General features: G+C 61.0%; 18 protein-coding genes and 1 pseudogene. 11 read left to right on the top strand and 8 right to left on the bottom strand.

Going from position 1 to position 18,189, the window contains the following annotated elements; all coding sequences use genetic code 11:
* Positions 1-39: 39 nt before the first annotated feature.
* Both ACILSE_RS06450 and ACILSE_RS06445 read left to right on the top strand, forming a co-directional pair.
* On the top strand, positions 40-996 hold the full coding sequence (locus ACILSE_RS06450; RefSeq protein ID WP_395716546.1) for an MBL fold metallo-hydrolase: 957 nt from the start codon (positions 40-42) through the stop codon (positions 994-996).
* Between the two features lie 71 nt (positions 997-1,067).
* Positions 1,068-2,072 (top strand): annotated as a pseudogene (locus ACILSE_RS06445) (methyltransferase).
* A 24-nt stretch (positions 2,073-2,096) separates the two neighbouring features.
* Here ACILSE_RS06445 and ACILSE_RS06440 read toward each other — a convergent pair.
* Positions 2,097-2,813: a class I SAM-dependent methyltransferase gene (locus ACILSE_RS06440; protein WP_395716545.1), complete on the bottom strand. Its 717-nt coding sequence runs from the start codon at positions 2,811-2,813 to the stop codon at positions 2,097-2,099.
* 79 nt (positions 2,814-2,892) lie between these two features.
* Entirely contained in the window at positions 2,893-3,969 is a 1,077-nt protein-coding gene (rlmN, locus tag ACILSE_RS06435) for a 23S rRNA (adenine(2503)-C(2))-methyltransferase RlmN (protein ID WP_395716544.1), read from the bottom strand.
* 79 nt (positions 3,970-4,048) lie between these two features.
* On the opposite strand from rlmN, the gene ACILSE_RS06430 reads away from it, so the two are divergent.
* Positions 4,049-4,705, top strand: coding sequence for a hypothetical protein (locus ACILSE_RS06430; protein ID WP_395716543.1), 657 nt, complete (start codon positions 4,049-4,051; stop codon positions 4,703-4,705).
* A gap of 32 nt (positions 4,706-4,737) precedes the next feature.
* Here ACILSE_RS06430 and ACILSE_RS06425 read toward each other — a convergent pair whose 3' ends face one another.
* Positions 4,738-5,196: a cupin domain-containing protein gene (locus ACILSE_RS06425; RefSeq protein WP_395716542.1), complete on the bottom strand. Its 459-nt coding sequence runs from the start codon at positions 5,194-5,196 to the stop codon at positions 4,738-4,740.
* A 173-nt stretch (positions 5,197-5,369) separates the two neighbouring features.
* Between ACILSE_RS06425 and ACILSE_RS06420 the strand changes: the two genes are divergently transcribed.
* Complete coding sequence (locus ACILSE_RS06420; RefSeq protein WP_395716541.1) at positions 5,370-6,485, top strand: sialate O-acetylesterase; 1,116 nt, start codon at positions 5,370-5,372, stop codon at positions 6,483-6,485.
* 234 nt (positions 6,486-6,719) lie between these two features.
* Here the strand turns inward: ACILSE_RS06420 and rplQ are convergent, their stop codons facing one another.
* The 3 genes from rplQ to ACILSE_RS06405 all read right to left on the bottom strand — a co-directional run bounded on the left by rplQ (position 6,720) and on the right by ACILSE_RS06405 (position 9,863).
* Positions 6,720-7,208: a 50S ribosomal protein L17 gene (gene rplQ / locus ACILSE_RS06415; protein ID WP_395716540.1), complete on the bottom strand. Its 489-nt coding sequence runs from the start codon at positions 7,206-7,208 to the stop codon at positions 6,720-6,722.
* A gap of 31 nt (positions 7,209-7,239) precedes the next feature.
* Positions 7,240-8,358, bottom strand: coding sequence for a DNA-directed RNA polymerase subunit alpha (locus ACILSE_RS06410; RefSeq protein WP_395716539.1), 1,119 nt, complete (start codon positions 8,356-8,358; stop codon positions 7,240-7,242).
* 182 nt (positions 8,359-8,540) lie between these two features.
* Positions 8,541-9,863 carry a Trx7/PDZ domain-containing (seleno)protein gene (locus ACILSE_RS06405; protein ID WP_395716538.1) on the bottom strand — a complete coding sequence of 441 codons (1,323 nt, stop codon included), beginning with the start codon at positions 9,861-9,863 and terminating at the stop codon, positions 8,541-8,543.
* 104 nt (positions 9,864-9,967) lie between these two features.
* On the opposite strand from ACILSE_RS06405, the gene ACILSE_RS06400 reads away from it, so the two are divergent.
* The 3 genes from ACILSE_RS06400 (at position 9,968) to ACILSE_RS06390 (ending at position 13,129) form a co-directional block, all read left to right on the top strand.
* Positions 9,968-11,038: a zinc ribbon domain-containing protein gene (locus ACILSE_RS06400; RefSeq protein ID WP_395716537.1), complete on the top strand. Its 1,071-nt coding sequence runs from the start codon at positions 9,968-9,970 to the stop codon at positions 11,036-11,038.
* 6 nt (positions 11,039-11,044) lie between these two features.
* A complete protein-coding gene (locus ACILSE_RS06395; RefSeq protein ID WP_395716536.1) occupies positions 11,045-12,169 on the top strand; it encodes a sugar ABC transporter permease in 1,125 nt (374 codons plus the stop codon).
* 84 nt (positions 12,170-12,253) lie between these two features.
* Positions 12,254-13,129 (top strand): uracil-DNA glycosylase, encoded by an 876-nt coding sequence (locus ACILSE_RS06390; protein ID WP_395716535.1) that lies wholly within the window; start codon positions 12,254-12,256, stop codon positions 13,127-13,129.
* A gap of 79 nt (positions 13,130-13,208) precedes the next feature.
* Here ACILSE_RS06390 and ACILSE_RS06385 read toward each other — a convergent pair whose 3' ends face one another.
* Positions 13,209-13,415 (bottom strand): hypothetical protein, encoded by a 207-nt coding sequence (locus ACILSE_RS06385; protein WP_395716534.1) that lies wholly within the window; start codon positions 13,413-13,415, stop codon positions 13,209-13,211.
* A 108-nt stretch (positions 13,416-13,523) separates the two neighbouring features.
* On the opposite strand from ACILSE_RS06385, the gene ACILSE_RS06380 reads away from it, so the two are divergent.
* Positions 13,524-13,850: an H-type lectin domain-containing protein gene (locus ACILSE_RS06380; protein WP_395716533.1), complete on the top strand. Its 327-nt coding sequence runs from the start codon at positions 13,524-13,526 to the stop codon at positions 13,848-13,850.
* On the opposite strand, the gene ACILSE_RS06375 is transcribed toward ACILSE_RS06380, so the two are convergent.
* Complete coding sequence (locus tag ACILSE_RS06375) at positions 13,851-14,648, bottom strand: phthiotriol/phenolphthiotriol dimycocerosates methyltransferase (protein ID WP_395716653.1); 798 nt, start codon at positions 14,646-14,648, stop codon at positions 13,851-13,853.
* A 106-nt stretch (positions 14,649-14,754) separates the two neighbouring features.
* Here ACILSE_RS06375 and ACILSE_RS06370 point away from each other — a divergent pair, with 106 nt between their 5' ends.
* The 3 genes from ACILSE_RS06370 (at position 14,755) to ACILSE_RS06360 (ending at position 18,177) form a co-directional block, all read left to right on the top strand.
* Complete coding sequence (locus tag ACILSE_RS06370) at positions 14,755-15,534, top strand: hypothetical protein (protein WP_395716532.1); 780 nt, start codon at positions 14,755-14,757, stop codon at positions 15,532-15,534.
* A gap of 57 nt (positions 15,535-15,591) precedes the next feature.
* A complete protein-coding gene (locus ACILSE_RS06365; RefSeq protein WP_395716531.1) occupies positions 15,592-16,833 on the top strand; it encodes a lactonase family protein in 1,242 nt (413 codons plus the stop codon).
* A 102-nt stretch (positions 16,834-16,935) separates the two neighbouring features.
* Positions 16,936-18,177 carry a PQQ-binding-like beta-propeller repeat protein gene (locus ACILSE_RS06360; RefSeq protein WP_395716530.1) on the top strand — a complete coding sequence of 414 codons (1,242 nt, stop codon included), beginning with the start codon at positions 16,936-16,938 and terminating at the stop codon, positions 18,175-18,177.
* Positions 18,178-18,189: the final 12 nt, after the last annotated feature.

Below are 18,189 nucleotides of genomic sequence, written 5' to 3'. Positions count from 1 at the left end.
CAAAAAGGCCGTGTCAGTCCCACCCGAACGTCCCAAGTCATGAATCCAGCTTTTTTCCGCAACCTCCCTGCCGTTCTGGCCTTTGCCACCGCCACTTCTCACGCGGCGGTGAATGAAGTCGAGAAGGTCGGCGAGGATGTTTATTTCCACGAGGGCGAGATCCGGCCCTCAGGCCACTGCAACAACGGCTGGGTTGTGTTTGAGGACTATGTGCTCGTGATCGACGCGAACTTCCCCTCCGGCGCGCGTGTCATCATTCCGAAGATCGAGGCCATCACAGACAAACCGGTGCGCTTCGCCTTCGACACGCATCATCACGGTGATCACGCGTATGGAAACCAAGTCTGGCTCGAAAAAGGCGCGACTCCCGTGGCGCATGAGAATGTGGTGGCGCAGATGAAAAAATACGAGACCGGCCTGTTCGGCGACAAGCCAGGCCGTTGGGAAGAGGCCGCGAAAGGCCGCAAGGATGTCGCGGAAAGCAAGCTCAAGGCGCCCACGCTTCTCTACCGGAGCGAGATGATCTTCGATGACGGCAAACACCGTGTTGAACTGCTGCACTTTGGCACCGCTCACACGCCGGGCGACGGCTGGGCCTGGCTGCCCAAGGAAAAAATCCTCTTCAGCGGCGACGCTTGCGTGAACGGGCCCTACAACTTCACCGGCGACGGCAACATCGGCGACTGGATCAAAACACTCGATGCCGTGAAGAAGCTTGGCCCGAAGATCGTCTGCCCCGGTCATGGCCCCCGCGGCGGCCCTGAGCTGTTGGAGGATCAGCAGGCTTTTTTCATCGCGCTTCAGGACGAGGTGAAGAAGTTTGCTGGCAAGGAACCCGCCGAGATCGAGGCAGCGGTGCCCGTGATCATGGCGAACTTGAAGAAAAACGAGCGCATCGCTCGCTACGCCGGGAATTTCCTGCCCGCGCAGGTTGAAAAGGCTTTCATCGAGCAAGGTGGCAAGCCCTGGCCGAAGCCAGAACTGCCGAAGAAGTGACCCCCGCCCTTCTTGAGGCGAAAGGCTTCATTCCGCTGGCTGCGGACTTCGGCAACGCTAAATGACCGGCGATGAACCCCACCCCTGACCACATTCTGCAAACCGGCCTCGCCTTCTGGGCCTCGAAGACGCTGCTCACCGCCGTCGAGATGGAGATCTTCACCGACCTCGCGAAGCATCCCGGCGATCTCGCCAGCGTGCAGGGACGCATGGGGCTGCATCCCCGTGGGGCGCGTGACTTTCTCGATGCGCTCGTCGCGCTCGGCTTCCTGAAGCGCGAGAACGGCATCTACTCGAACACGCCGGAGACGGACCTCTTCCTCGACAAGGCCAAGCCATCCTACATCGGCGGCATCCTTGAGATGGCGAACCACCGGCTGTTCCGCTACTGGGGCGATCTCACCACCGCGGTGCGCACCGGCGAATCGCAGAACGAGTCCAAAGGCGGCCACGATCCCTTTGCCGCGCTCTACGCCGATCCGGCAAAGCTGCGCGAATTCCTCCGCGCGATGTCAGGCGTGAGCCGCGGAGCGAACATCACCATCGCGAACCAGTTCCCGTGGTCGAAATACAACTCCTGCGCCGACATCGGCACCGCGCAGGGCGATCTCGTCATGCAGATCACGCGGGCAAATCCGCACCTGCGCGGCATCGGCTTCGACCTGCCGGAAGTCGGCCCCATCTTTGAGGAATACATCTCAACGAACGGCCTCGCCGACCGCGTGAGCTTCTCCGGCGGCAGTTTCTTCACCGATGAACTGCCCAAGGCCGATGTGCTGCTGTTTGGCCACATCCTACATGATTGGGACCTCGAAACGAAGCTCATGCTGCTGCGCAAAGCGTATGCAGCGCTGCCGGAAGGCGGCGCGGTGATCGTGTATGACTCGATCATCGACGACGAGCGGAAGTAGAACGCCTTTGGCCTTCTTATGAGCCTGAACATGCTCATCGAGACGCCCGGCGGCTTTGACTACACCGGAGCGGACTGCATCGACTGGATGCAGCAGGTCGGCTTCAAAGACTGCCGCGTCGAGCACCTTGTGGGTCCCGACTCGATGGTGATCGGGATCAAGTGATGCCCGTGCCGCGCAATCGATGACTCATTTGACGCGACGCACGCCGACGAGCCAGTCCCATGGATATTCGACGCCGCGCATGACGCGACCGTCGAGTCCTTCATGCGGCCATTTGTAGGGCACCTTTTCGAGCAGGAAGGATTTCAGGCCATTGGCTTTCAATTCGGCCACGAGGCTTTCCGCCGTGAAAAACTGCTGAGAAACGCCCTCCGTCACCACGACGCCACCGCGGCGCATGTGGCGGGTCGGTTCGAGCGACTTCGCCTTGCATGCCGCGGTCACCATCTGCACGGATTCCAGCGAGGGGCAGACCACCAGCGCCACGCCGTCGCGCGCCAGCATGCCTCCGATGCGGCGCCACACTTTGTCGCGCACACTTCTCGATGTCGCTGTGATGACATTGAAGCACGCCACCAGTCCCGCGTTCGTGACCCGACTATCATCGTAGCCCTGGATGCTCTCGCAGACGAACTCCACATTCTTCACGCGGCGCGCCTTGCGTTTGGCCAGCTCGATCATTCCGGCCGAGGAGTCGATTCCGACACAGCGGTCGAACTTCTTCGCCTGCGCGAGCACGAACGATCCTGATCCGCATCCAAAGTCCACAAACAGGCGCTTCCGCCGCGCATTGTGCAGCTTGTCCATTGCCTTTTGGATGACTCCGTTGAAGTCGGCGCTGAAGGCGTCGGTAACGTGGTTGTCAAAATCTTGCGCCCACTGGGTCCAGTGCTTCGGTGTCATGAATGCGTGTGTTCGTTGGTGTTCTCGGAGCCGGGATGTTATGGCGTGCCTGACAGAAGCACACAATTTGAAATTCAACTCATACTCCGAGCGACGCACGCCGCCGCAACTGACCGCATGCCGCGTCGATGTCCGGTCCGCGTGCACGGCGCAAGTGGGTGACAGTTCCGTGAGCGCGAAGCTCGGCGAGAAATGCCTCGGTTTGCTCCAAGCTGCTCGGCAAGTAGCTGCGGCCTTTCAAACTGAGGCCGGTGGGATTGTAGCGGAGCAGGTTCACATGCATGCGACGTCCAGCGAGCAACCGCGCGAGGTCGCGGGCTTGCGCGAGGGAGTCGTTCACACCTTCGAGCAGGCAATACTGAATCGTGGTGATGCGTCCGCTTTGCTCCTGATAACGATCCGCGGCCTCCAGCACCTCGCCCACATCAAAGCGACGGCCTATCGGCAGCAGATCGGCCCGCGTGGCATCATCCGGTGCATGCAGCGAGATGGCGAGATGCACACCGAGGTCCGCATTGCGCAGTTCCTCGATGCCCGGCACGATGCCAACGGTCGAAACGGTGATCTGCCGCCAGCCAAAGGCACCGAGTTTCGGGTCAGCGATGCGCTCGATGGCCGGGAGCACGTTTTTGAGGTTCAACATTGGCTCGCCCATGCCCATGAAGACGATCGTTCGCAGCACACGGCCCACCAGATGCGCCTCGCGCCTCAGATGACAAAACTGCTCGATGATCTCGCCGGAGGTCAGGTTGCGTTCGAAGCCCGTTTGCGTGGTCGCGCAGAAGTCACAACCCATTGCACAGCCGACCTGGCTCGAAATGCAGCCCGAGGCGCGATCCTCGCGATAATCCGGCATCAGCACGCTTTCGACCGTGCGACCATCACGCAGGCACAGCAGCAGTTTCGCCGTGCCATCAGCTGAAACCTGCTTTTGAGCCAACGCTCCTGCTTCAGCAGCAAATGCGGCCTTCAACGGCTCTTCGAGCTTTTCAGGCAGCAGGAAGTCCGCACGCTTTTTCGGCTGTTCCGCCGCCAGCAGGCTGCGAATGACCCTCGGAGCATGCGCGGCATTGAAACCATTGCCTTGCATCCAGGACGCCAACTCCGCGACGGAAAGGTCAGGCAGTGTTCGAGGCTGGGCGGCGGATGCGGTCACAAGCACTCCAGATGGCTTCCCTTGTGACGCAGATCAAGCTCGGTGAAAACTTGCCGGGCTCCGGGCGTTGATGCGGTTCATGAAATTCATCCTCAGCCTCGTTGGCACGCTCCTTTTTTCCTTTTCGTTGTCCGCAGCGGACAGCGCCTGCCAGCCGCAGCTCTTCAAAAGCCTCAAGCTCGTCTATGAGGACACGTTTGACGCCGGGACCATCAACACGGAGTTCTGGGAGGTTCGGCAAAACACGACATGGTCCGTCAAGGGTGGCGTTTTGCACGGAAGCGAGTCATCCAAGGAGTTTCAGGCGAAAAAGAAGGCCAGCAACGATCCTTCCCATGCCGGATTGAAACCAGTGATCTGGCTCAAGAAGGTGCCGGAGAATTTTGTCTGCGCCATGCGAGTGCGTTACGATGCGAAAGCGCATCAAAAGGGCTTTCCGCTCCTCGATCTCGGCCACCACATCCACACGCTGAGCTTTGGCGAGAAGGCGACGACGCTGACCATCAAGAAGGACGTCGAAAAGCTGGCGGTCGAGAAGCCGCTCTTCGCGCTCAACCAATGGCACGACGTGGTCATCGAGTTGAAGAAAGGAGCGATCCTGCTGCAGATCGACGGCGTGAAGCATGTCTTCGAGAGCAGGAACATCGACATGACCGGCCAGGCGCAGATCGACTTCAAGGCCGTCGATTTCGGCACCTGCCAGATCGACCACATCCGGCTGTGGGAAGGCTCATGAGCAGGCGGGAGGACGCCTCTCCGGCCCCTGACCTACCCTTCCACAAAGTGAATGCCGTGCTCGGCGCTGATCTCGACGATACGCCGCATGTCAGGGCCGCCGGGCGCGTTGAAGACCTCGGCGATGCGCTCAAAGAACACCTCAAAGCCCGACGGCGCGGCGTGCACGATCATGCGCAGCGGTGTGTCTCCGCAGTTGCGGTAGGTGTGGCGTGATCCACGCGGCAGGTAGGCGGCGGTGCCGGCGGGCACCTCCGTCCAGACTCCGTCCTGCCAGAACTCGACCCGCCCTTCCATGATGTAAAACCACTCGTCCTCCCGCGTGTGCCAGTGCGGCGGCGGCCCGCCTCCCGGCGGTGTGACGACCTGCACCATGGTGAAGGCCCCGCCCGTCTGCTGACCGCTGAGCAGCACGGTGACTTCATCACCGAGAGCGCTGAAAACCTTGGCATCCTGGGGCAGTGTGATGGCGTTGGACTTGGCGGGCGTCATGAGCACAACCTTGATATAAAATGCCCGCGTTGCCAAGCTTGGCGGAAATCTGCCTGCACATGATTCGGCAGCAGGCCACCCTCGGATCGTCAAAGCAGCCGCCTTCGGTCTTGAAAATAGGCTTCTCTTCCCTGTCTTGGTCACATAAGCTTTTTCAGCTACCCACCTGCCAAATGACCACCACCGCTTCCCTGCTTTGCCTCACCACCGCCGCTGTGTTCTCCATCGCCATGTCCACGGTTCAGGCCCAGTCCCCTGCGGACCAGCCCGCCGACATGTCGAAGAAGGTGCAGGTCTTCATTCTTCTGGGACAGTCCAACATGGTCGGCCTGGGCAAGGTGAAGGGCGGCGAGATCGGGCTGGAGCATGTGGTGAAGGAGAAAAAGAAGTACTCCTATCTCCTCAGTGATACCGGTGACTGGGCCGAGCGGAAGGATGTGCGCTATGCCCGCGTCATGTCCGGGCGCGGCGGCGGCATGCAGCGCCTCAACAACGAGTGGATGACCGTCAAAACATGCAAGACCATCGGCCCGGAGTTCGGCATCGCCAAGAAGGTCGGCGACGCCGTGGAGGAGCCGGTGTTGATGTTGAAGAGCTGCATCGGGAACCGCAGCCTCGGCTGGGACCTGCTGCCGCCGGGCAGCGAGCGCTATGAGTTCGTCCTCAAGGACAAGACCGGTGCCGAGAAGCCCATGATTTACGCCGGCTACAAGGACCGCCCGGATTCCTGGGAGCTGGACAAGGCACTCGGACTCAAGACGGAGCCCGGCCCGTGGGTTGACAAAAAGACCGGCAAACCCATCGACTGGTATGCCGGCAAGCAGTGGGACGACGACACCAGCCACGCCAAAACCGTGCTCGCCGAGCTCGACAAGCACTACCCAGGCGCCAAGGGCTATGAGGTGGCCGGCTTTTTCTTCTGGCAGGGCGAAAAAGACGCCGGTAATCCCGGCCACGCCGCCCGCTACGAGCAGAATCTGGTGCGCTTCATCAAGAAGCTTCGTGAAGAGTTCAACGCACCCACGGCGAAGTTCGTGCTCGGGACCTTGGGCGAGTCCGTCAAAGGCGGCGGCAACGGCGGCCTCATCCTCGACGCCCAGCTCGCCGTGGACGGCACCACCGGCAAATACCCCGAGTTCAAAGGCAACGTCGCCACCGTTTATACTCACCCCATGGCCCAGGGCGGCAGCGGCAATGGTCACTACGGCGGCAAGGCCGAGGTTTACATGGACGTGGGCGAGGCCATGGGCACGGCGATGGTGACGCTCCTCAAAGGCAAGGGACGCTAACCGAAGGAATGCGCAATCTCATCAATGGGGATTTGAACATTCAGTAGCGAGCAAGTAACGCCCAATGACAAAGGTCGGAGACTCAGCGGCATCACCGACGTTCAGACTTGGGGATGGATGCGTTTGGTTTTTGTGAGGGGCCGCAAGGAGGACACTCGTCTTTTGAAGGAACAAAAACGCGGGAGCCTTTCGGGCTCCCGCGTTGGATGGTTTCTCGATGGAGAGACGAGCTGCTTATTCAGCGGCGGCGGCTTTCTTCTTCGGCGCGGCCTTCTTTTTGGCCGGGGCCTTTTTCTTCGGCGCGGCTTCTTCAGCAGCAGGCTCGGCGGCGGCCTCGGCAGCAGGGGCTTCGGCGGCTCTCGGCACGAAGGCGTCAACCCATTCGATGTAGGCCATCGGAGCGGAGTCGGTGCGGCGCTGGCCGAGCTTGGTGATGCGGGTGTAGCCACCGACGCGGTCCTTGGAGGCGACGGCGATCTCCTCGAAGAGCTTCTTCACCGCGTCCTTGTGACGGAGCGAGGAGAGCGCGGTGCGGCGGGCATGCAGGGTGCCGCGCTTGCCAAGGGTGACCAGCTTCTCCGCGTAGGGGCGGAGGGCCTTGGCCTTGGCGAGCGTGGTGCGGATGCGGCGGTGCTCGATGAGGGAGCAGGTGAGATTCATGAGCAGCGCGTCGCGATGGTCCTGCTTGCGCTGAAGTTTGACGATTTTTCTTCCGTGTTTCATGTCCTATTTGGTCTTTCTTTCCTGTGATTGATTACTCCTCGTCATCGACGTCGGGGAGATGGCTGTCCACGAGCTTGGAGAAGTCGAGCGCGTCGGCTTCTTCATCGTCGTCGCTGATCATCGTGCTGCGGGCGAGGAGGGAGACACCGCCAGGGGTGGCCTCAAGCAGCGCGGGATCGAACTTCATGCCAAGGGAAAGGCCGAGTTCGGCGAGCTTTTCCTTGATCTCGGTGAGGGACTTCTTGCCGAAGTTGCGGTAGCGGAGCATTTCGCCCTCGGTCTTCATCGCAAGCTGGCCGACGCTGGTGATGTTCGCGTTGTTCAGGCAGTTGGCGGCGCGGACGGAGAGTTCGATCTCGTTGACGCTCATGTTCAGGAGCTTGCGGAGCTCGCTGTTTTCCTCGCTCTGGGCTTCTGGTGCGGCTTCGAATTCGACTGCCTTGTCGTCATAGTTGACGAAGACGTCGAGGTGGTGGCGCAGGATGGCAGCGGACTGCAGGAGCGCGTCCTGCGGGGTGATGCGGCCGTCGGTCCAGACGTCGAGCACCAGCTTGTCATAGTCGGTGTTCTGGCCCACGCGGGTATTTTCGACCGCATATTTCACGCGGGTGACGGGGGAGTAGATGGAGTCGATCGGAATGACGCCGATGGGGGTGTCCGGGCGCTTGTTTTCCTCCCAAGTGGAGAAACCGCGGCCGACGCGGACTTCGAACTCGCACTCGAACTTGGTCTTGCGGTCGAGATGGCAGATGACGAGGTCCTTATTGATGACTTCGTAGTGGTTGTCTTCCTTGATGTCGCCGGCGGTGACGGCGCCTTCCTTGTCTGCGAAGATGGAGAGCAGGCGGGGCTCCTTGGCGTCGCTGTGGTGCTTGAAGCGGACCTTCTTGAGGTTCAGGACGATCTGCACCACGTCCTCCAGGACGCCGGGCAGGGTGGTGAATTCGTGTTCCGCGCCGCGGATTTTCACGGAGGTGATGGACGCTCCTTCGAGGGAGGAGAGGAGCACGCGGCGGAGGGAGTTGCCAATCGTGTGGCCGTAACCTTTGTCGAAGGGTTCGGCGACGAACTGAGCGTAGGTTTCGGTGGCCGTGGCTTCGTTTTTCACGAGGCGGTTCGGCATCTCGAATCGAGCAAGACGTACTGACATGGGATGTGTGATATGACCGGGTTACCTCCGGGCGAGAATCCTGCGCATCCCAAAGGGAGGCAGGCACGGAGACCAACGGCGAATTGAGGGGGGACTCGCGAGGGGCGTGGATAATGCAGGCCGAAGGCGGCTTTGCAACCGGGAATTTGCAGCGCAAAGTGCCCTAGGTTGGGGGGGGCAGATCACTGCTGTGGCAGCTTTAATTCCAGGCGCTTCCCGCCGCGCAGGACAGCAGCTGGCAGTTGCTCGCCCGGGAGATGGTGCAGCAGCAGATGGCCGATGATGGCGCTCTCGGTCATGCGCTGCTTTAATTCACCGACCTCGATGAGGATGTCGTCTTTGAGAAACCCTGCCTGCTTCGCCTTCGCGTGCTCGCCATACTGGCCGACATGGGCAATGCGGAGGGCCATCTGGTCTTTGTTCAAGCCAAGAGTAGCGCGTTCCTCGTCAGGTATGTCGTCCATTTTCATGCCGCCAAAGGCCATCGCGCGCATGGGCCAGGTGCCGACGCGTTTGCCTATGTCTGACTTCAAACGCCACCCCGCGGGAAGATCGAGCGTGAGGTCGGTTTCCTTGCCGCCACGGAGGACTTTGACCGCGATGGAGCCGGATTCCGGCGAGCGATGCAGCACCCAGCTCACATCGGCGGTGGAAACAAGCGGCTGGCCGTTCAGCGAAGTGAAAGCGTCCCCGGCCTGCACACCAGCCTTTGCCGCGGGCGAATCAGCGGTCACAGCCTCGACTTTGGCGATGTCATCGGTCGCAAGCGTGACGCCGAGCGTCTCGATGGACGGCTGCGGGTAAATCCACTCCACGGGCACCGGCTTCTTCTGGCTGCGGTAGTAGGCGCGGAACGCGTCGCCGACCATGTGGCAGTGGACGCAGCTCTGCATGACTTTGCCATCCCAGTCGAGCTTGCTCGGATACTTGGCTGACAGGGAAGGAAACTCGACCGGCGTCTTGTAGGGCGTGGGACCGCCTTGCTTGCCACTGAGACTCGATTTGTTCGCCGGATAGCCTTTGTGGACGGTCAGCGTGGCTTCGAGCGCCTTTTTGAAGCTGGCGGTGGTCTTGTTCAGCGGATCCTTCTGATGCAGCCAGGAGCCGTAGCGGCCGTAGATCGTACCGTCGCCGTTGAACATGATCGCGGAGAAGGACAGGTCGTAGTCATACTGAAACAGCGAGAGGTCGATGGCGTTCGCGTTGATGACACGCACGCAGACAAACTGGTCGAGCAGCGGCACAAGCTCCGGCTCCTGCAGCACGCTGGCGTCGATGCCGGCGCAGGACAGGCACGGCACGCAGCGCAGCACCACGAGCAGCGGCTTCCCGGTCGTCTTCGCAAGACGGAAACCGCCGTCGATGTCACTCCAGTTCCAGCGGGCGTCGTTTTCCATCTTCGCCTTCTCGCTGCGCACCGCGCCTTCGCGGTCTTTGACCGTGGCGGCGTGGGAAAACGTGCAGAGGGCGAGCAGGGCGGAGGGCAGGAGCAGTTTTGCTTTCATCCGGACATTTTGCCAAAAAGCACCCTCAACAGGCAAGCCGGGAAAATTCCACGCCTGGTTTTTGGAATGGACAGGGCGCGCATTTCTCCGGTAAATCGCGCCCGATGTCTGAAGTCACCGCCATTTCCAAGTTCGCCTGCCCGGCCTGCGGGGCCGAGGCGGTCTGGACGCCGTCGAAGCATGCGCTCGTCTGTCCGTATTGCGGCACCGAGTCGCCCGCCGAGCTCAAGGCCGACGGCACTCTGGTCGAGGAAAACGACCTCGTCGCCATGCTGCGGGCCATTCCCGATGATCAGCGCGGCTGGGCGGCGGTGAGAAAGACGGTGAAGTGCCAGAGCTGCCACGCCATCTCGGTTTTCGATGAAAAACGCGTGGCTCAGAACTGCGACTTCTGCGGATCGCCCTCGATCATGGCCGTGGACGATGTCGGCGCGCCGATCCGGCCCGGCAGCCAGCTTCCATTCAAGATTCCCGAGAGCCAGGTGCGCGAGGACATCCCCCGCTGGTATGGCAGCCACTTCTGGGCGCCGAACGCGCTCGGCCAAAAGGCGCTCACCGACACGCTGCACGGGCTTTATCTACCCTACTGGACCTTCGACGCGCATGCCGAGTGCCCGTGGGAGGCGGAGGCCGGTTACTATTATTACACGACCGACAGCAAGGGGAACCGCACGCGCCACACGCGCTGGGAATACGCCTCTGGCCATGTGAGCAGCGATTTTGATGACGTGCTCGTGCCCGCGTCGAAGGGCGTGCATCCAAAGCTGCTGGGCGATCTTGAGCCCTTTCCCACCACGACCGATCTTCTGCCGTACGATCCCGGTTATCTCTCCGGCTGGGTCGTAGAGCAGTATCAGATCGACCTCATCCAGGCCGCCCAAGACTCACGCGGGCGCATGGACGACATCCTGCGCAGTCAATGCGTCTCCCAGATTCCGGGCGACACGCATCGGAACCTGCAAATCGCCCCCGAATACAGCGCGCAGACCTTCAAGCATGTGCTTCTGCCCGTCTGGCTGCTGACCTACACCTACGGCACGAAAAACTACCAGGTCGCCGTGAACGGGGCCACCGGCAAGATCACCGGCGAATATCCGCTGAGCTGGGTGAAGATCACCATCGCCATCGTGATCGCGCTGATCATCCTGGGCATCTTCCTCGCGTCCCAAAACTGAGCCATTGTGAGCGTCAAATTCCGAGAACTGCCCATCGCCATCGCGTTGCTCGCGATTTGCGCCTTCTTTGCTCTCAAAGAGCCCGCGTTTCTCGGAGCGCGGAATCTGTCCATGCTCGCCACCGAGCTTTCCATCACTGCCACGCTGGCGATGGGCATGCTGCTCATTCTGTTGCCCGGACACATCGACTTGTCCGCCGGCAGCGGCGTGGGTTTGCTCGGCGGCATCGCCAGCGTGCTCGTGTTTCATCATCACCTGCCAGCACCGGCCGCGCTTGGCCTCGGTTTGCTCTGCGGCGTGCTGATCTGGATGGCGATGGGCGCGTTCATCGTCTGCGAGCGCATGCCGTCGTTCATCGTCACGCTTGGGGCGCTGCTGATCTTCAAAGGCCTGTTCTGGCTCGTCATTGACAACGCCACTGTGCCCGTAGCTCCCGGCGGGCAGAGCAATCTCTACTCGCTGCTCACCACCTACTACCTGCCGACACAGTTTGGCTGGATGCTTGCCGCAGGGCTCGTCGTCGCGCTCGTTTTCACGACGATCAGCGCCCGCAGACGTCGTCTGGAGCATGGGTTCGCCGTGGAAGACAAGGAAATGGCCTTCTTCCGCCTTTTCATCACCGCGCAGGCCATCGCGCTGTTTGTGCTCGTCACCGGCCAGTTCCGAGGCATTCCGCTGCCTTCGCTCATTCTCGGCGGTGTGACGATGATCGTGTATGCGGTCACGCAGCACACGCGCCTGGGACGTCATTTGTATGCCATCGGCGGCAACACCGAGGCCGCCTTCGTCTCCGGCGTGCCGATGAAACGCACCGTGATCGCCGCCTACAGTGGCATGGGAGCCATTGTCGCCATCACGGGCTTCATGCAGACTGCTTACGCCGGTTCATCGACGACGACCGTCGGTGACTTGATGGAACTCGACGCTGTCGCTGCATGCGTGATTGGCGGCGTCAGCCTGCGCGGCGGACGCGGGACCGTTTTGGGCGTGCTGCTCGGCGCGCTCATCATCGCCTGTCTTTTAAACGGCATGACGCTCATGTCCGTGCCGCCGGAGCGCAAATTCATCGCCCGCGGCGTGGTTTTGATTCTGGCCGTTTGGATGGACATGCGGCTGAGCCGTAAGCAATGACGAAACCAGAATGAGGAATGATGAATCATTTCCGCGTTCGACATTCCTTCGCCATTCGCCATTCTGGTTTCGTCATTTCTCTTCATGTCCGCCGCCACCCAGCTTCTCAAACAGCACCTGCAGCAGCGCCAGCTTCAGGGCGTGACGCACATTCCGCTGCGGGCTGAGGCGCTGGAGAAATTGAGCGGCCTGGGCCGCAAACCTGCCATTCGCGAAATGCCCGAGGCGCCGAAGCCCATCGCGGTCGAATCCGCGCTGGAAGCCCGCCGGATTCTCGACAATCCGCCGCCCGAAACGAAGAAAGCCGGTCTCATCGAAGTCGCGGGTGCCAGCATCGAGGAAAAGCTCGCCGCGTTGCGCGCGATGGCCGAGACGTGGGAGCCAGCGCTAGCGCTCAACAGCCTGCGCAAGACGATGGTCTTCGCCGTGGGTGATCCGCATGCCAGATTGATGTTTGTGGGCGAAGCACCGGGCGCTGAAGAGGAAAAACTGCGCGAACCCTTCGTCGGACCCGCCGGGCAGAAGCTGACCGCGATCATCAAGGCGATGGGACTCGACCGGCCGCAGGTTTATATCAGCAACATCTGCAAATTCCGGCCTGCGATGGACAATCAGGGCAGCGCCAACCGCAAACCGACCGCCGAGGAGATGAAGGCCTGCTTGCCGTTCGTGCTGACGGAGATCGACTTGATCAAACCGCAGGTCATCGTGGCTCTCGGAGCGACGGCGGCGGAAGGACTCGGGATTCCCGGGAGCGTCGGCGGCCTGCGCGGCCGTTTTCACAGCACCAGCGGCATTCCGACAATGGTGACTTATCATCCATCTTATCTGCTGCGTGAGGAAAAGATGGGGGACGGCATCCATGCGAAGCGCCAGGTGTGGGAGGACATGCTCAAGGTCATGGAAAAGCTCGGCCTGCCCATCAGCGAGAAGCAGCGCGGTTACTTCAAGGCGAAGTGAGATGAAGACGGCCCGCAGCGCTTTTATCTGCACAAGGGCATGGACATCACCTGCTAACTCTTTGCGATGAGGCTTTGATTTACTCTCCGGCCGGCTTCCCTGGCTGGATGAGCACCGCGCCTTTCAGCAGGCGGCAGAACTCTTTTTTAGTCGCCATATGCTGCGTGCCTTCTTTCGAGGCCGGGTTTTTCATGCGTTTGTACACAATGGACAAACGCGCCCACTCAACGATGCGCAGATAGTCATCATCGCCCGTCTTCCATATCTGGCCTTGTTCCAACTTCATCAGCCTCCCTAGCGCCCGTCGTTCGTTTTTGCCAAGGTTTTATGCGCCAACGTCGATGCCTGGTGATGCGGGCGCGAATCCGGCCCGGATGCTGCTGTTCCACCTTCCATGCACGCTCCCCCTGTCCCGTGGAAAGTTCTATCCTCCTCTGTCGGTGTCGGCATCCTCACCCCGGGCTGGACGCTCGACATCGTCTATCCGCACTCGGAGAACTCCCGGAGTTTTGTGGTGGATGTCGTGTTCGACTCATCGTTTGCGGCCATTCCAGTCGTGCATCTGGGCCTCACAGGTTTCGACATTGACCGGCGTGAAAGCGCCCGCATCACGTTGAAGGCGGAAAACATCACGGTGTCAGGCTTTCAAGCCGTGATCTCCACTTGGAACGCCTCGCGTCTCTTTGCCGTGGAGTTTCACTGGCTTGCCATCGGAGCCTGATCACCGCTTTTGGAAGCACCAGGAGCGGTAGGACAGCTCGCGCGCTTTCAGCGCCTCATACACGCGTGATCCCGGCAGGCCCGCAAAGTCGCGGCCGAGGGAGTGCAGGAATTTTGGCAACCGCCGGCAGATGAGCGCCTCACTGCGGACCGCGTTGCAGTCCATGCCACGCAGCACCTCCTCGCGGATGTCGCGCGTTTGCACGATGGTGAGCGGCGCTGCGGCGATGGCGTCTTCCCAGTCCGCCAACTGGTCGCTGAAACGAAAATCCGCGTAGAGGAAATGGCCGCCAGGTTTCAATACACGCGCCACCTCGGCCAGGAAGCCGGGAAAGTCGGGATAGCAGTGCGAGGCCTCGACATTGATGACCGCATCGAGCGAGCTGTCGGCGAAGGGCAGCCTCTGCGCGTCGCCTTGTTTGAAAACGAGGCCCGGCACATGATGCCGCTTCTGGCAGAAGGCGATGCCGGTTGGGTTGAGATCAAGGCCGGTGTAGCTTGCGGGCCGCAGCGTGCGCGTGATCCACGACGCGCCGCCGCCGTGCCCGCAGCTCACTTCGAGCACATCTTTGCCTCGCAGATCGATCTGCGAGGCGACGTGATGATAAAGCTGAATGCAGGCGCGGTTCGGCTCGTCGTCAGCATCAAGCCGCAATCCGACCGGGGGATCGGTTTCAAAGGCGTAGTTGAGAAACAACACCTCCTCGCCCCGCAGACGGCGTGTAAGAAAGGGATACCACAGCCGCCAGATCGTCTTGCGGACCGGCGGGATGGAGAAAAGTCGTTCGAGGAAGGACATGCGTGTCGGATCAGGCATGCGGAAGCCCTTTCGCGCCAGCGGTCGTTTCAAAACAACGCCATTAAAACTCTTGCCCCGGGATAATTATTGTCGACTCGTCATGACGATGAAATCCAGCCCTTTCCTTCCTGTCGCGGCCCTGCTTACCGCGTTTGCCATTTCTGCCAATGCGCAGAGCGACACCGCGCACCACCGGGCAGTTTACAACGAGATCAACGCCAACGAGGCCGCACTCAAGAAAGTCACTGCCACGCACAAGGAGGACGAGACGGCCTTCGCGCTGACCGGCTTCCTGGATGGCGGCGAGGTGAAAAAGATCGTCGCGGTCTGCGGCGATGATGGCGATGGCGTCACGGAGTATTACTTGGAGGGTGAAAAGCCGCTCTTCGTCTTCAACACTTACCGCAAGGGCGCCGAAGGCAGCAAGAACAGAGCAAAGGTCGAGGAGCGGCTCTACTTCAAAGACGGCAACATCTTCAAGTGGCTCACGACCGAGAAACCCGCACCGGTTTTCCACGGCGAGGACTACCAGGCCACTACAGAGCTATACACGACGAACTGCGAGGCCTTCGTGGCCGCCTTGAAGAAGGGCAGGCCGGCGGACAAGCCCAAGGCGGCGGCCAAACTCACCGACGGCACCTTCCTCGGCATTGATGAGGGCGATTACTTCCACTGGAAGATGCGCACGGTGGACGGCGAAGAGGTTTCCTACTTCATCCTGAAGCCCGACGCCTCCGTGGACAAGGTGATCGAAAACCCGGAAGGCCATGTCGGCAAAAAGTGCCGCGTGACCTGGAAGAAGTCGGTGGAGAACCTCCCCGAGGCCGGCGGCAAGATGGAGATCGAGCAGATTCTCAGCGTGGAATGGCTCGGGAAGAAAAAATGATCAAGGACATGCCTGCGGCGCATGTAAAAGCGGCAGGCCGGGAGCCGTAGGCTTTGCGTGACCACGACTTCATTCCCCGCCTGCCGCCGTTCCATTCTGAAATCAGTCTCCGCCGTGCTGCTGGCATCCTTGGCGGGAACCCGGGCCGCGGATGAAGGCGGCAGGCTCATGGCCTATGTCGGCACCTACACCTCCCCGTTGAAAAACATGCGGCCCACTCAGGTCGATCTGCCGCCGGGGAACGGGCGCGGCATCCATCTGTTTGAGGTGGATCGCGCCACCGGTGCCATGACGCCCGCTGGAGTCTATGAAATGGGCACGAGTCCGAGTTGTCTCGCCTTCAACGCGGACAAGACGCGTCTTTACTCCGGCAACGAGACCGAGCGTGTCGGTGAGAATGAATCCGGCACAGTCAGCGCTTTCGCGGTCGAGAAAGACGGCACGCTGAAGCTGCTGAACAGCGTCCCTTCCGGTGGAAAAGGCCCCGCGCATCTCAGTGTGCATCCTGGCGGCAAATTCGTGCTCGTGGCGAACTACTTCGGCGGTTCGGTGGCCGTGCTGCCGGTCAAACCAGACGGCAGCCTCGGTGAGGCGACGGATGTGAAGAAGGACGCGGGAAAAATCGGTCCCACGAAGGCCACGAACGCCGCGCCGGGCAGCTTTGCCTTCAGCGGGCACGATCAAACGCACGCGCACATGATCGAGGCGGATCCTTCCGGCAGATTCGTCATTCATGTCGATCTCGGCCTCGATCAGATCCTCGTGTGGAAGTTTGACGCGGACAAAGGCACGCTGACTCCCGCCGAAACGCCGTTTGTCTCGCTGCCGCCCGGCGACGGCCCGCGTCACTTCGCGTTTCATCCGAACGGTCGCTGGTTCTACTCGATCCAGGAGGAGGGCTCTACCGTCGCGCTGTTTGATTTCGACGCGCAGACCGGCCGCCTCGCCGAACGGCAGACGATTTCCAGCCTGCCACCGGGTTATGCGGGCAGCAATTTCTGCTCCGAGATCCTCGTCTCCGCGGATGGAAAGTTCGTCTATGCCGGCAACCGCCTGCATGACAGCATCGCCATCTTCGCCATCGGCGCGGATGGCACGCTGTCCTTCATTACCGAGGAATGGACGCGTGGCGACTACCCGCGCAGCTTCACCTTCGATCCTACGAACAGCTTCCTCTACTGCTGCAACCAGCGCGCCGATCACGTCGCCGTCTTTCGTGTGGACAAAAGCACCGGCAGGCTGGCCTTCACCGGCCATTACACGCCGGTGGGGAATCCATCGCAGATTGTGTTTCGCTAAGCTCGAAGAAGCCATTCTTGGCCAGGCTGCATGTCGTCTTGCATGAAGACGCGTGAATTTGAGTGAAGGTCGGAGGGCTTGTGCTCCGTATGCACCGCCGCCATGACCTCACGACTTCTAGCCGCGCTTTCCTTTGTCACATTCACCGCTTCCGCCACTGACTGGCCGGAATTTCGCGGCTCCAATGCCCAAGGGCACTCGGAGGCCAAAAATCTGCCGCTGGCCTGGAGTCCCACCTCCCACATCGAGTGGAAGGTTCCGGTGGCCGGGATTGGTTGGTCTTCGCCGGTCGTGGTCGGTAATCGAATCTTCCTGACCACGGCAGTGTCGATGAGCGGCAAGGAGGAGGCCACGGCGGACCGCTCGCTGCGCGTGATCTCGCTCGACGCGACGAATGGCAAATCCGTCTGGGATGTGGAGCTTTTTCAGGCCAAATCGCCTCGGGCGCATCGCAAAAACAGCCATGCCAGCCCGACGCCGGTCTTCGAGGACGGCAAACTTTACGTTCACTTCGGCCACCTCGGCACCGCCTGCCTCGACGCGGCCACAGGCAAGACTCTCTGGGCCACGCAGGAGTACGCGTATTCACCCGTGCATGGAAACGGCAGCAGCCCGGTGCTCTTTGAGGACATGCTCATTTTCTCCGCTGACGCGGAAAAGGACCCGAAGGTCATCGCGATCGACAAAACAACCGGCAAACAGCGCTGGGCCTTCGCACGTCAGTCAGACGCGAAAAAGAAGTTCTCCTTCTGCACGCCTCTGATCATCGACATCAACGGCCAGAAGCAGCTCATCAGCCCTGGCAGCGGCGTGGTAAACGCGCTCAATCCGAAGACCGGCGAGGAAATCTGGCGCTGCTATTATGGCGAAGGCTACTCCGTCGTTCCGCGCCCGGTCTATGCGCACGGCATGGTCTTTGTCTCCAGCAGCTACGACAAGCCGGTCCTCCTGGCCATCAAGGTGGACGGCAAGGGCGACGTCACCGGCACCCACGTCGCATGGACGATCGACAAGGCCGTCCCGCACAATCCCAGCATGGCGGTCATTGGCGACGAGCTCTACTTCGTGGCCGACAACGGCATCCTGACCTGCGCCGATGCCAAAACCGGCCAGATCCACTACTCCGAGCGCTGCACCGGCCCCATCTCCGCCTCCCTGCTCGTTGCCGATGGCAAACTTTACCTTCAGGACGAAAAAGGCCTCGGAGTCGTCGTGAAACCCGGCAAAACCTTCGAAATCCTGGCCCAGAACGACCTCGGCGAGCGCTCCCTCGCCTCGTATGCCGTGGTCGGCTCCGATTTGCTGATCCGGACGGAGGGTAACCTCTACCGGATCAAGAAGTAACGGTTCCGAGCC

This window comes from Prosthecobacter sp. (assembly GCF_044236155.1).
Taxonomy (GTDB): domain Bacteria; phylum Verrucomicrobiota; class Verrucomicrobiia; order Verrucomicrobiales; family Verrucomicrobiaceae; genus Prosthecobacter.
This window is presented reverse-complemented; position numbering and strand designations above follow the sequence as displayed.